At 62.5% G+C, this 13836-nt stretch carries 7 protein-coding genes; 4 read left to right on the top strand and 3 right to left on the bottom strand.

The genetic code is table 11. The features are described from left to right. Positions 1 to 8 precede the first annotated feature (8 nt). Positions 9 to 1421, top strand: a complete 1413-nt coding sequence (locus tag KI611_RS04775; protein ID WP_226418685.1) for an FkbM family methyltransferase — start codon at positions 9 to 11, stop codon at positions 1419 to 1421. Between the two features lie 2 nt (positions 1422 to 1423). Here KI611_RS04775 and KI611_RS04770 read toward each other — a convergent pair whose 3' ends face one another. The 3 genes from KI611_RS04770 to KI611_RS04760 form a co-directional block, all read right to left on the bottom strand. Further along, positions 1424 to 6097 carry a tetratricopeptide repeat protein gene (locus KI611_RS04770; protein WP_226419874.1) on the bottom strand — a complete coding sequence of 1558 codons (4674 nt, stop codon included), beginning with the start codon at positions 6095 to 6097 and terminating at the stop codon, positions 1424 to 1426. Positions 6098 to 6099: 2 nt separating this feature from the next. Next, positions 6100 to 9963, bottom strand: coding sequence for a tetratricopeptide repeat protein (locus KI611_RS04765; protein WP_226418684.1), 3864 nt, complete (start codon positions 9961 to 9963; stop codon positions 6100 to 6102). A gap of 79 nt (positions 9964 to 10042) precedes the next feature. Then, complete coding sequence (locus KI611_RS04760; RefSeq protein ID WP_226418683.1) at positions 10043 to 10882, bottom strand: FkbM family methyltransferase; 840 nt, start codon at positions 10880 to 10882, stop codon at positions 10043 to 10045. A gap of 382 nt (positions 10883 to 11264) precedes the next feature. Here KI611_RS04760 and KI611_RS04755 point away from each other — a divergent pair, with 382 nt between their 5' ends. From KI611_RS04755 to fliD, 3 genes are all read left to right on the top strand, one after another. Beyond that, positions 11265 to 11993 carry a flagellin gene (locus KI611_RS04755; RefSeq protein ID WP_226418682.1) on the top strand — a complete coding sequence of 243 codons (729 nt, stop codon included), beginning with the start codon at positions 11265 to 11267 and terminating at the stop codon, positions 11991 to 11993. Between the two features lie 82 nt (positions 11994 to 12075). Further along, positions 12076 to 12450 (top strand): flagellar protein FlaG, encoded by a 375-nt coding sequence (locus tag KI611_RS04750; RefSeq protein ID WP_226418681.1) that lies wholly within the window; start codon positions 12076 to 12078, stop codon positions 12448 to 12450. A 23-nt stretch (positions 12451 to 12473) separates the two neighbouring features. Then, positions 12474 to 13829 carry a flagellar filament capping protein FliD gene (gene fliD / locus KI611_RS04745; protein ID WP_226418680.1) on the top strand — a complete coding sequence of 452 codons (1356 nt, stop codon included), beginning with the start codon at positions 12474 to 12476 and terminating at the stop codon, positions 13827 to 13829. The last annotated feature ends 7 nt before the right edge of the window (positions 13830 to 13836 follow it).

Below are 13836 nucleotides of genomic sequence, written 5' to 3'. Positions count from 1 at the left end.
GAAGAATAATGATCCCAACCATCACTTTACCGATGACCGATGGCGTAAACGTCGTGGTTCCGGACTCGCTGGACCTGATTACCCCTTATGTCCTGCAAGAACAGCTCGATTGGTTTGAGGATGAGATCAAATTTCTTCGCCGTTTGCTGAAGCCTGGCGAGAAGATCATTGATATCGGTGCCAACTACGGCGTATACACGCTGTCGATGGCACGCACCGTCCAGGAAAATGGGCATATCTGGGCATTCGAGCCGGCCTCGAGTACCGCCGCTTTCCTCGAGCAGTCGATCTCGGCCAATGCCTTCAACAACGTGACGCTGGAGAAAAGCGCCTTGTCGAACGTGAGCGGCCTCGCCCAGTTCTCGATCAATGAGCACTCGGAACTCAATGCCGTAGTCCATGGCGCCAACCCGGATGCCCTGTCGGAAACGGTGCCGCTGAAGACTCTCGACCAGTGCATGGCAAGCTACGGCTGGTCGGATATCGCCTTCGTGAAGATTGATGCCGAGGGCGAAGAGGAAAACATCATCAAGGGCGGCCCGCGCTTCTTTGCCGAACTCTCGCCGCTGATTCAGTACGAGATAAAGGCCGGCACGGAAATCCACCTTGATCTGGTCAATGCATTTGCCGCCCGCGGCTACGACTCTTACCGCCTGGTGCCCGGCCTCGACCTGCTGGTCCCCTTCGATCCGCTGTCGCCAGATCCTTACCTGCTCAACCTTTTCTGTTGCAAGCCGGACCGGGCCGCCCGCCTGGCCGCCGATGGCTGGCTGGTGCTCTCGCTCCCGGCAGCCCCGGCGAACGATGTCGCGCTGCCGACAAGCCCTGCTTCGGAAGAATACGACTGGCGCCACAGCCTGGCCACCCTGCCCTATGGCCAGCATCTCGCCGAACGCTGGGAAGCCACGATGGCGGCGGCCGATGCCAGCGACGATCTGGCCGAAGCACTCGCGCTGCATGCCCGCAGTCACGACGCTCGGCTGCCGGCGGCAGAGCGTTTCGCGGCGCTACAGACCTGTTTCAACAAACTCCGCGATCTGTGCCTCCGGCACCCGCTGCACCTGAGGCGGATCAGTTTTGCCCGGGTTGCCCAGGAGTTCGGCGCACGCCAACTTGCGGTGGAGGCGCTCGGGCAGCAACTGAAGGTGATTTTCAAGGAACTCGACGTAGACATCTCGGAGCCGTTTCTTGCCCCGGGGAAGGATTTCGACACCTTGCCCCCGGGCGAACACTACGGAAACTGGCTGGTTGGCGGGGCTCTGGAGGAACTTGAACGGCTAGAGTTCTATTCGTCGTTTTACAAAAACGATCCGGTCACCGAACGACTGACGCTGATCATGACGCTCGGCTTCGGCAGTGAGGAAATGGAGCGCCGGCAGAGCCTGACGCAACGACGTTTCCACACCGCCGAACAAAAATAGACTCAATCCGCTTTCGACTGGTACCTCGACCACATAGCCCAGCAGGCGGCCTCGAGGTTCCGGGCGAAGCGGGGCGCATCGATCAGCGGCGAGCCGCCGACCCGCCCCCGCAGTTCGGCCCGCAAGGCCGCCAGGCCGGCCAGATCGTCGGCCTGGGCGATAGCCTTGGCGACATACGCGTCGGCCGTGGCCGCCACCCAGCCCGGCAGCCCGGCAGCCGTCAGCAGACTGGCCCCTTGCCGGGCCAATAGCCCGTCACCGGCCAGCGTCAGCGTCGGCACCCCCATCCACAAGGCTTCGCAGGTCGTCGTCCCACCCGGGTAGGGGAAGGTGTCGAGCAGGCAATCGACGTCGCCGTGCGCCGCCAGGTATTCGGCCCGCGATACCGGCTCGAGCAGTGCCACCCGGCTTGGCTCGATGCCTTGCTGGCGCAGCCGTTGCTGCAGTTGCTCGCGTACCACGGCATCGCCGAGTTGCCGGTTCTGCAGGCGCAGTCGCGCCGTCGGCAGGGCCGACAGGATGCGGCTCCAGACGGCGAGTACCGGATCGGTGATCTTGGTCAGGTTCTGGAAACAGCCGAAGGTGACGTAGCCATTGGCCAGACCGGGCGATGGGGCGACGGCCGGGGCCCGGTCGGGCGGCGTGAAGCACAGCCGGGTGTCGGGCAGATAGACGATTTCTTCGGTGAATTGGCCACGTTGGTCGGCCGGCACCCCGACCGCATCGGCCAGCAGATAGTCGATGGCGGCAACGCCGGTCGTGGCGAAGTAGCCGAGCCAACTGGCCTGGACCGGCGCCGGCTTCCAGGCGAAGACCGGCAGCCGGTTGTGTGCCGTGTGGCCGGCCAGATCGATCAGGAGATGGAGTCCGTCGTCATGGATCAGCCGGGCGGCGGCTTCGTCGCTCAGGCCGTGCAGCGGTTTCCAGGCGGCAAAGCAGGGCTGGATGCGGCGGGTCAGAGGGCTGACTTCGTGATGCGTCGGGTAGGCGATCAACTCGATACGCTCGCTATCCAGGGCCTTGACCACGCTTTCGAGAAAATGCCCGACCGGGTGGTCGCGCAGATCTCCGGAGACCAGGCCGACCCGCAAACGGGTCGGCGTCGACGGGCACGACCAGGCGACATACGGCCGGGCCTTGCCGGCGACCAGCGCGCCGTAACGCTGCGCTTCTGCCAGGCACCGCTCCGGGCCGTACAGGTGACTGTAGTTGTAGGCAAACAGCAGATTGCTGAACGCGTCCGAGAATCCCGGCTCAAGTTCCAGCGCACGCAGGTAACTGACCTCGGCCTGCTCCAGCCGCCCGAAATCCTTTTCGACAACACCGAGGTTGCAGTAGGCGCCGGCGTAGTTCGGATTGATCGCCAATGATTGCCGCAACTTATCCTCGGCTTCCACCAGCCGGCCTTGCTCCCGGTAAAGCGCACCGAGATTGCACAGCGCCTCGGCATACTGCGGCCGGCACTGCAGCGCCTTGTGATAACCGGCTTCCGCTTCGCTCAAGCGCCCCTGCTCTTGTCCGGCAACCGCCAGGTTGTAGTGCGCTTCGGCGTAGTCCGGGCGTAGTTGCAGGGCCAGGCGATAGCTGCTCTCGGCCTCGCCTAGCCGCCCCAGCGACTTGAGGATGACCCCGCGATTGCAGAGTCCTTCCGCGTAATCCGGCATCAGTTCAATGGCACGAAAAGAGGCACGCTCGGCCTCATCGAGTCGTCCCTGCGCCGACAAGCACATCGCCAAATTGTTGCAGGCAAAGGCGAAGGCCGGCTGCAGCGCGATGGCCTGGCGAAAGGCGCGCTCGGCCTGATCAAGACAGCCGAGCCTGTTGAGGGCCAGGCCGAGGTTGTTATGCGCTTCCGCATCATCGGGCAGGAGTTCCACCGCCCGGCGCATCGCACTCAGGCTATCCTGGCCTTGCGCATCGAGCGCCAGACCGAGTGCTTTCCAGACCGGGCCGGCCGTCGGGTTCTGCCGCAGCAACAGCCGCGCCCGGTTTTCCAGCGGGCGATAGCGGCCGGCAGCGAACAGGCTGGACAGGGCACTGAGTTCGGCCGGATAGAGCGGCGATGCGTCGGCCAGTGGCAGCGCGTCGGGGCGACCGACCGGGGTTGCGTCCTGGCGTTTCTGCCACATGCCCCACAGGGCGTTCTCGAAATCCCGGGCGAAGCCTTGGGTGTCGAGCAGCGGCGAGGCCAGCAGCCGCTCGCGCAGGCCGGTGCGCAGCACTGCCAGGGCCGGCAGATTGCGGCTTTGCGCCCGCGCCTTGGCGACCAGTTCGGCGCCGTCGGCGGCAATCCACTCGGGCAGGCCGGCATGCGTCAGGATACCGACGCCCTGCCGGGCGAGAAAGCGTTCGCCGCTCAGCGTCAGGACCGGCACGCCCATCCACAGCGCTTCCATCGTCGTCGTGACGCCGTTGTACGGGAAGGGGTCGAGTCCGATGTCTACCTGCTGGTAGGCGGCGAGATGCCCGCTACGCCCTTGAATCGGGCCTTCCAGCAGCAGTCGTTCGGGGCCGATGCCATGCGCCGCATACTGGGCGAGCACTTGGTCGCGCGTCGAGGCTTCGCCGAGTTGCTTGGCTTTGAGCAGCAGCCGGCTGTCCGGCAGGGCGTGCAGGAGCTGCGCCCAGAGCGCGACGACTTCGCTCGTCATCTTGCTCAGGTTGTTGAACGAGCCGAAGGTGAGGTGGCCGTTGGCCAGCGCCGGCAGGGTATTGACTTCGACCGGCTCGGCCGGCTGCGAGAAGCACAGGTAGCTGGCCGGTAGCCGCCAGATTTGTTCGGTGAAGGCGGCTTCTTGCGCAACCGGCAGGGTTTCGCCGTCGGCGATGTAATAGTCGATTTCGGCGACGCCGGTGCTGGCGCAGTAGCCGAGCCAGCTGGCCTGGACCGGTGCCGGTTTCCAGGCGAAGACCGGCAGCCGGTTGTGCCCGGTGTGGCCGGACAGGTCGACCAGGACGTGCACGCCGTCGGCGTGGATGCGCCGGGCGGCGGCTTCGTCGGAGAGCCCGACCAGCGAATACCAGCCGGCGAAATAGGGTTTGATGCGCACGCTCAGGTCGCTGAATTCCCGGTGCGTCGGGTAGGCCAGCAGTTCGATCCGGGCTGGATCGATTTGCTGCAGGAAGCCTTCGAGGAAATGCCCAACCGAGTGGTCGCGCAGATCCCCCGACACCAGCCCGACCCGCAGCCGCTGCGGCGCTGCCGCGCACTGCCATGCCGTGTAACCACCCGCGGCTTTCGCCGATACCAGCCGACCGTAACTACGGACGTCCTCCAGACGCTCCGCGGCGCTGCGCCGCCCGTCAAAGGTATGCGAATAGAGAATATTGCTCAGGGCATAGTGGAACTCCGGATCGAGTTCAAGCGCCCGGCGGAAAGCGGCTTCCGACTCGGCGTGGCGCCCTTGTCCGGTTCGGATGCCACCCAGATTGGCGTAGAACTTGGCGCTGTCCGGATCCTGCTCGAGCGCCTGCAGGCAGTTGGCCTCGGCTTCGGCCGAAAACCCGAGCAAGCCGAGAACCAAGCCGAGATTGTTGAGGGCAACGGGAAAGTCCGGCTTGATCGTCAGCGCTTGCCGGTAAATCGCCTCCGCCTCGCCGTAGCGTGACTGTTCCTGCAAGGCATAGCCGAGGTTGTAGAGATAGTCCGCATTGCCGGGCTGCAGTTGCAAGGCGATCCGGTAGCTTTTCTCGGCCGCCTCGGGCCGACTCAGGGCGACCAGCGTCGCTCCAAGATTGGTATGCATCTCGGCTGAATCGGGCTTGAGTTCGAGCGCCTGCCGCAGACAGTTTTCCGCCTCGGCGAAGCGCTCCTGGTCGTGCAGGACTTTGCCAAGATTGCCGTAAGCATCGGCAAAACCGGGATCCAGCGCGACCGCAGTGCGCAATGCTTGCTCGGCCTCGGCCAGCCGATCCTCGGCATGCAACACCAGCCCCAGGCTGTTCAGGACCGCCGCGCTCCCCGGCTCGAGTTCCAGAGCGCCCCGGCAATGCGCCTCGGCCTCGGCCAATGCGCCCAGCTCCTTGAGCACCAGCGCCAGATTGTGATGCGCATCGACGAAGTCCGGCTGCAACGCGAGCACCCGCCGGTAGCACGCTTCCGCATCCTGCGGTCGATTCCCGTGCTGCAACAGCCGCCCGAGGTTGTAGCAGGCCAGCACATCGTCCGGCTGACATTGCAGGACGCGCCGATAACAGGCTTCGGCGCCAGCGGCGTCGCCAAGTTCTTCGAGCACGGTACCCAGGTTGTAATGCGCCGGCGCGAAATCCGCGTGGAGCAACACCGCCTGCCGGTAAGCCGCCGCCGACTCAGCCCAGCGCGCCTGAGCCTGCAACACCGCGCCCAGGTTGTAGTGCGTCACCGGATCGCCGGCCTTCAGCGCCAGCGCCTGCCGGTAACTGGTTTCGGCTTCGTCCAGCCGCCCGGCATCCTTCAACGCATTGCCCAGGTTGTTACGCGCTTCGGCGTCATACGGCAGCAAGGCGACGGCCTTCTGCAGCGCGTCCAGCCCGTCTTTTTTCTGCGCATTGAGCGCGACGCCGAGCACCTGCCACAGGAAACCGACCTCCGGGTAGCGCGCCAGCAACCCTCTCGACTCGGCTTCGAGACCGATAAAATCCCCGCTCGAGTACAAACCCGCCAAACTTCCCAATTCTTCCGCTGTCGGTTGCGTCATCTTCACTGGCCGTTCCTCTCTGTATTCTTGTATTTCTGCCACATAGCCCAGCAGGCGGCCTCGAGATTCCGGGCGAAGCGGGGGGCATCGATCAGCGGCGAGCCGCCGACCCGCCCCCGCAGTTCGGCCCGCAAGGCCGCCAGGCCGGCCAGATCGTCGGCCTGGGCGATAGCCTTGGCGACATACGCGTCGGCCGTGGCCGCCACCCAGCCCGGCAGCCCGGCAGCCGTCAGCAGACTGGCCCCTTGCCGGGCCAATAGCCCGTCACCGGCCAGCGTCAGCGTCGGCACCCCCATCCACAAGGCTTCGCAGGTCGTCGTCCCACCCGGGTAGGGGAAGGTGTCGAGCAGGCAATCGACGTCGCCGTGCGCCGCCAGGTATTCGGCCCGCGATACCGGCTCGAGCAGTGCCACCCGGCTTGGCTCGATGCCTTGCTGGCGCAGCCGTTGCTGCAGTTGCTCGCGTACCACGGCATCGCCGAGTTGCCGGTTCTGCAGGCGCAGTCGCGCCGTCGGCAGGGCCGACAGGATGCGGCTCCAGACGGCGAGTACCGGATCGGTGATCTTGGTCAGGTTCTGGAAACAGCCGAAGGTGACGTAGCCATTGGCCAGACCGGGCGATGGGGCGACGGCCGGGGCCCGGTCGGGCGGCGTGAAGCACAGCCGGGTGTCGGGCAGATAGACGATTTCTTCGGTGAATTGGCCACGTTGGTCGGCCGGCACCCCGACCGCATCGGCCAGCAGATAGTCGATGGCGGCAACGCCGGTCGTGGCGAAGTAGCCGAGCCAACTGGCCTGGACCGGCGCCGGCTTCCAGGCGAAGACCGGCAGCCGGTTGTGTGCCGTGTGGCCGGCCAGATCGATCAGGAGATGGAGTCCGTCGTCATGGATCAGCCGGGCGGCGGCTTCGTCGCTCAGGCCGTGCAGCGGTTTCCAGGCGGCAAAGCAGGGCTGGATGCGGCGGGTCAGAGGGCTGACTTCGTGATGCGTCGGGTAGGCGATCAACTCGATACGCTCGCTATCCAGGGCCTTGACCACGCTTTCGAGAAAATGCCCGACCGGGTGGTCGCGCAGATCTCCGGAGACCAGGCCGACCCGCAAACGGGTCGGCGTCGACGGGCACGACCAGGCGACATACGGCCGGGCCTTGCCGGCGACCAGCGCGCCGTAACGCTGCGCTTCTGCCAGGCACCGCTCCGGACCGTACAGATGACTGTAGTTGTAGGCAAACAGCAGATTGCTGAACGCGTCCGAGAACCCCGGGTCAAGTTCCAGGGCATGCTGAAAGGCCGCCACGGCCTCGGCAACGCGACCACTGACGATGCAGACAAGGCCCAGATTATTGTGCGCTTCGACCAGTCGCGGATTGATGGCCAGCGCCTTCCGGCAAGCCGCTTCCGCCTCTTCCAGGCGGCCTTTTCCCTGAAGTATCACGGCCAGACAGCTATAGGCTTCGCCATGCCCGGGGTCGAGCCGAATCGCCTGGCGCAGGTTGACTTCAGCTGTATCCAGACGATTTTGTTCATGCAGGACCAAGCCAAGGGCATAGTGCGCCTCGGCGTAATCCGGCCGGGCTTGCAGGGCTTGTCGAAAACAGGTTTCCGCCTCGGCAAAGTGCCCCCGGCCACGGAGCAGGGACCCAAGATTGAGATGGCCCATCGCGTAATCGGAAGAGATGGCGATGGCCGCTCGATACATGCTCTCGGCCTGATCAAGGCAACCGATCTTGTTGAGGGCCAGGCCGAGGTTGTTATGCGCTTCCGCGTCATCGGGCAGTAGCTCCACCGCCCGGCGCATCGCACTCAGGCTATCCTGGCCTTGCGCATCGAGCGCCAGACCGAGTGCTTTCCAGACCGGGCCGGCCGTCGGGTTCTGCCGCAGCAACAGCCGCGCCCGGTTTTCCAGCGGGCGATAGCGGCCGGCAGCGAACAGGCTGGACAGGGCACTGAGTTCGGCCGGATAGAGCGGCGATGCGTCGGCCAGTGGCAGCGCGTCGGGGCGACCGACCGGGGTTGCGTCCTGGCGTTTCTGCCACATGCCCCACAGGGCGTTCTCGAAATCCCGGGCGAAGCCTTGGGTGTCGAGCAGCGGCGAGGCCAGCAGCCGCTCGCGCAGGCCGGTGCGCAGCACTGCCAGGGCCGGCAGATTGCGGCTTTGCGCCCGCGCCTTGGCGACCAGTTCGGCGCCGTCGGCGGCAATCCACTCGGGCAGGCCGGCATGCGTCAGGATACCGACGCCCTGCCGGGCGAGAAAGCGTTCGCCGCTCAGCGTCAGGACCGGCACGCCCATCCACAGCGCTTCCATCGTCGTCGTGACGCCGTTGTACGGGAAGGGGTCGAGTCCGATGTCTACCTGCTGGTAGGCGGCGAGATGCCCGCTGCGCCCTTGAATCGGGCCTTCCAGCAGCAGTCGTTCGGGGCCGATGTCATGCGCCGCGTACTGGGCGAGCACTTGGTCGCGCGTCGAGGCTTCGCCGAGTTGCTTGGCTTTGAGCAGCAGCCGGCTGTCCGGCAGGGCGTGCAGGAGCTGCGCCCAGAGCGCGACGACTTCGCTCGTCATCTTGCTCAGGTTGTTGAACGAGCCGAAGGTGAGGTGGCCGTTGGCCAGCGCCGGCAGGGTATTGACTTCGACCGGCTCGGCCGGCTGCGAGAAGCACAGGTAGCTGGCCGGTAGCCGCCAGATTTGTTCGGTGAAGGCGGCTTCTTGCGCAACCGGCAGGGTTTCGCCGTCGGCGATGTAATAGTCGATTTCGGCGACGCCGGTGCTGGCGCAGTAGCCGAGCCAGCTGGCCTGGACCGGTGCCGGTTTCCAGGCGAAGACCGGCAGCCGGTTGTGCCCGGTGTGGCCGGACAGGTCGACCAGGACGTGCACGCCGTCGGCGTGGATGCGCCGGGCGGCGGCTTCGTCGGAGAGCCCGACCAGCGAATACCAGCCGGCGAAATAGGGTTTGATGCGCACGCTCAGGTCGCTGAATTCCCGGTGCGTCGGGTAGGCCAGCAGTTCGATCCGGGCTGGATCGATTTGCTGCAGGAAGCCTTCGAGGAAATGCCCAACCGAGTGGTCGCGCAGATCCCCCGACACCAGCCCGACCCGCAGCCGCTGCGGCGCCGCCGCGCACTGCCATGCCGTGTAACCACCCTGCGCTTTCGCCGATACCAGCGCACCATAGCGGCGCACATCCTGGCACTGCCCAGTTGCAACCGAGCCCGGACGATAGTTCTCGATGAACAGCAGGCTACCCAGTGCATCAAGGTAGTCGGGCTGTTGCTGCAGCACATGCCGGAATGCCGCCCCTGCAGCGTCGAGATTGCCCATTTCGCGCAACGTCGTGCCCAAGTTGTAATGGGCGTCGATCATCTCGGGCGCCAGGTTGATCGCCTGCCGGTAGCATCGCTCGGCGGCAGCAAGCCGGCCCTGATCTTCGAGCACGGTTCCCAAGTTGTAATACGCTTGGGCGAAGTCAGGCCGCAGCAACACGGCCTGCCGGTAAGCGGCCTCAGCCTCGGCCCAGCGCCCCTGTTCCTGCAACACCACCCCCAAATTGTAGTGGGTCACCGGATCGCCCGCCTTCAGCACCAACGCCTGCCGATAGCTCGCTTCCGCCTCGCCCAGCCGCCCGGCATCCTTCAGCGCATTGCCCAGGTTGTTGTGCGCCTCGGCATCGTACGGCAGCAAGCCTACGGCCTTTTGCAGTGCGGCCAGCCCGTCCTTCTTCTGCGCATTGAGCGCAACGCCCAGCACCTGCCACAAGAAGCCGACGTCTGGGTAGCGCGTCAGCAGCTGCCTGGATTCGGCTTCGAGGCCAATAAAATCGGCGCGCGAATAGAAACCCGCCAAACATCCCAATTCATCCGCTGTCGGTTGCATTCGTTCACTCAGCCGTTGCCGGTTGCCCGCTCACCGGCGCGGCCGGAAGAAGACCTGGACCGACAAGAAAGCACAGCAATCATTGATTGGTCAGGCGGCCAAGATATAAATCCGCCAGTTCCGAACCCGCTTTGCAATCGAGCGCCGACAGCACCAGATGTGCCAGATCGTAGGAATGCAGCAAGTCATGCGCCAGAACGGCATATTTGAGGAGCTTGTCGGCGCTCAGTTCATCGAGGCGCATCCAGTCCCGGACATAAATGGCGTCCGACCACAAGATCTGCCCACCGCCGGCATTGATATCGTTGTTATAGATGAGCGGCTTGAAAGCGCGCGAGGCAAATCCGTCGAAGCGATGGAACTGGAAACCGGACTGACGAAGAAATGCGTCGACATCGGCAAACAAGGGCTGCCCCTTGTACAACTCGACAAACTCGACTTCCGTGCAGATAACCAGTGTTTCAGCCAGCAAGCGCGGCGCGCCGCGAAAAACGGCAAGTTCGGCGCCCTGCACATCGATCTTCAAATAATCGACATCGGCGATTTCTTGCAGATCATCCAGACGAGAGGTCTCAACCGGATGCTCGGCCACCGGCGTAACCACTTCCGCCAGATTCTGGAACTTCTCGAGCAAGGCGGTGTTGGCGGGAAACAAGGACCCCGTAAGCACCCAGTTGGTTTCGTAAAACGTCGCCGGGCCACCGTCGCCGACAAAATGCGGCAGGAAGCGATGCGGCGATCCAAAAGTCTGATTCAGTCGCTCGCACTCAGCCAGATCGGGCTCGAAGCCGATGACTCTGGCCTTCCCGGCATCCACGAACCCTTGGTAGGGGGCTGGCTCACCGGGATTGAACGAAGCGCCAACATCAATGATGTTGAACAGAGTGGACTCGGGCAGAAGTTCAAGCAAAGAAAACATCGCGACTCACTGAATCAATGAAAGACATTTGTGAAGAGCTTGTCGGCAGCCCGCCACAAAGGCGGGCCGAACGACAAAACCCGGATCACGCGGAGAATACTGCACCGAGCACGATAAGCAACGGCCTCAGCAAGCACTTCGAGCGCCGGCCCCGCCAATGATCGGTTTCCGGACGCTCGGCAAAGGAAGGAAAACGAAGTAGTAAAGAGTCGAAATCCGAATCCAGGAGCTGCATTACAACAAGCGAAAATAATTGCTAAAGATTCCTCCCGGCGCGCCGTAATATAACTTGACGGCGACCCAATCGCATCGTGGATGGGCCAGCGGAAAGCCGGAGACGGCAAGTAAGCGCCCCTTTATTCAAGAGGATAGGAGAAACAAAATGGCACAACAAATTAACACCAACCTGTATTCGCTGAACGCCCAACGCAACCTGAACAAGAATGCCCTGGGTTTGTCATCGGCCATTGAACGCTTGTCGTCTGGCCTGCGAATCAACTCGGCAAAAGACGATGCAGCCGGTCTTGCCGTTTCGCTGAACATGGATGCTGAAGCACGTGGCATTTCAGCCAAAATCCGCAACAATTCCGATTTGATTTCCCAGGCGCAAGTCGCCGACGGTGCTCTGCAAGTGGTTGGCGACATTCTGCTGCGCATGTCCGAACTGGAATCCCAAGCAGGCAGCACGACGCTGACCTCAACCGACAAGGGTTACATCAACTCTGAATTTACCGCCCTGTCGGCCTCGATGGCCACCATCCAGACTGCCGCCACGCTGAACGGTCAAACGTCCTTCGCCCAAGGCATCACCAGCGTAGCTTCGGTCTCCACTACGGTGGGCGCTTCGGCGGCGAACATTACCGCCGCACTCGGTTCGGTTGCTGCATCGCGAGCCACTGCCGGTGCCGTGATGAACAATCTGCAGTTCCAGATTCAATCGCAAGAAGCCAACTACGAAAACCAGATGGCTGCGAAGACCCGGATCGTGGCTGCCGACTTTGCTCAGGAAACGGCTAACCTGGCCCGCTCGCAGATCCTCCAGCAAGCAGGTACCGCAATGGTGGCTCAAGCGAATCAGATTCCGCAGAACGTTCTCTCGCTCCTGCGATAAGCAAGCAGACTGGACACCGCGCTTGAATGAGGTGCGAAGGTTTGTATAAGCCTTCGCACCTTTTGTCCTTAGGAGCAAAAAAATGAACGTGCAACCTTTGGTTTCCAGTGACGTATCTCCTGCGAATACCGCGGCACAAAAACAAGTCCGAGCAGCACCACGAGCGGAAAATCAATCAAGTGCTTCCGTCGCAGAAAACAAGGATGTCGGGGTAAACTCTCAAAGCACATCCGACGCCAGCAGCGTTAAGGAAGCAGTAGCCCGTATCGCCGACTTTGTTGCCCAGACTTCAAGTGAAATAAGCTTCAGCATTGATGAGAAGACTGGACTCAATGTCGTCAAAGTAATTGATAGCTCGACCAATGACGTCATCCGGCAATTTCCTTCCGAGGAAGTAATTGCTATTGCCCAGGCGTTGGATAAACTGCAAGGGCTGTTTCTTCGCGACAAAGTTTGATTTAGATTTAAGAGGTAATCGATATGGCAACAACAACCAGCTTGGGGATTGGCACTGGCGTCGACTTGAATTCGATGCTCACCAAACTCATGGCTGCCGAAAGACAGCCGATTGATGCCCTGAACACGAAAGTCGCCGGCACCACGACCAAGTTAACAACATTTGGCGTGCTTAAATCCGCGTTGTCGACACTACAGACGGCCGTGGAAACGCTAAGCAATCCCAGCAAACTGGCAGCCTTGGCCGCCACCTCAAGCGATGCCACGAAAGTGACCGCCTCGACCTCGGTCAGTGCGTCCGCGGGCAGCTACGCAATCAACGTTACTGACCTTGCCGCGGCGCAAAAAAGTTTCTCCGGCGCATTCGCGACCGGCACGACCTTTGGCCAAGGGTCACTTGAATTCAGCATAAACGGAACAACTCAGTCGATTGCGCTCAACGACCAGGCGAGTTATTCGCTGCAGGATATCCGGTCAAAAATCAATGCCGCCAACATCGGCGTCACAGCCTCTGTCATCTCCGGCAGCGACGGCGACCGGCTTGTTTTTGCCGGAACCACCACCGGTGCGGCAGGCGCCTTCTCTCTCGCCGTAACGACAGGGAGCACAACGGCACCGGCCACCAGCCTTTCTGGCCTTGCCGGATTCGACGAGACCACCTCCGGCTTGGCCAGGAGTACGGCAAAGGATGCGAGCCTGACCATTGACGGCGTAACGGTGACATCTGCCAGCAACACCATCACCGACGCCATCAACGGGGTAACCCTCAAGCTGCAGAGCACCGGATCGTCAACCATCTCGATCAAGGGCGACACTGCAGCGATAAATGAGGCAGTAAGCGCTTTTGTCGGTGCATACAACGCCCTGAACACGGTCATCAAGCAAAACAACACTTATGATGCGACCACGAAGACAGCCAAACCGCTGAACGGCGAGTCGTCGGTACGAAGCGTCCAGAGTGCGCTGCACAGTAGCCGGACAACGGTCCCCGCCGAGTTGGCCGGTGCCGCTTATCAGACACTCTCGTCACTGGGCATATCGTTCAAGCAGGACGGCACCTTATCGGTTGATTCGACAAAGCTCTCAAACGCGATTTCCAATTCGTCGGGCGAAGTGCAAAAGACCCTGACCGCCTATGGCTCGGCCATGAAAACCACGATTAGCGGCTTGCTTGATGCGCAAGGCGTAATCGCGGGACGAATGAACGGTTTGAGTTCGTCCGTGAAAAACGACAAGGACAATATAGCGGCGCTCGAAATCCGGGTCGCTGCCGTCCAAAAACGCTACACCGCTCAGTTTACCGCCCTCGATAAGCTGATGAGCCAAATGAACACGACGAGCAGTTACCTTACACAACAGTTGAGCAAAACCAGTTCATAAGCTACGA

The organism is Dechloromonas denitrificans (assembly GCF_020510685.1).
Classification (GTDB): domain Bacteria; phylum Pseudomonadota; class Gammaproteobacteria; order Burkholderiales; family Rhodocyclaceae; genus Azonexus; species Azonexus denitrificans_A.
The sequence above is the reverse complement of the archived record's forward strand: the minus strand, read 5'-3'. Positions and strand labels throughout refer to the sequence as shown.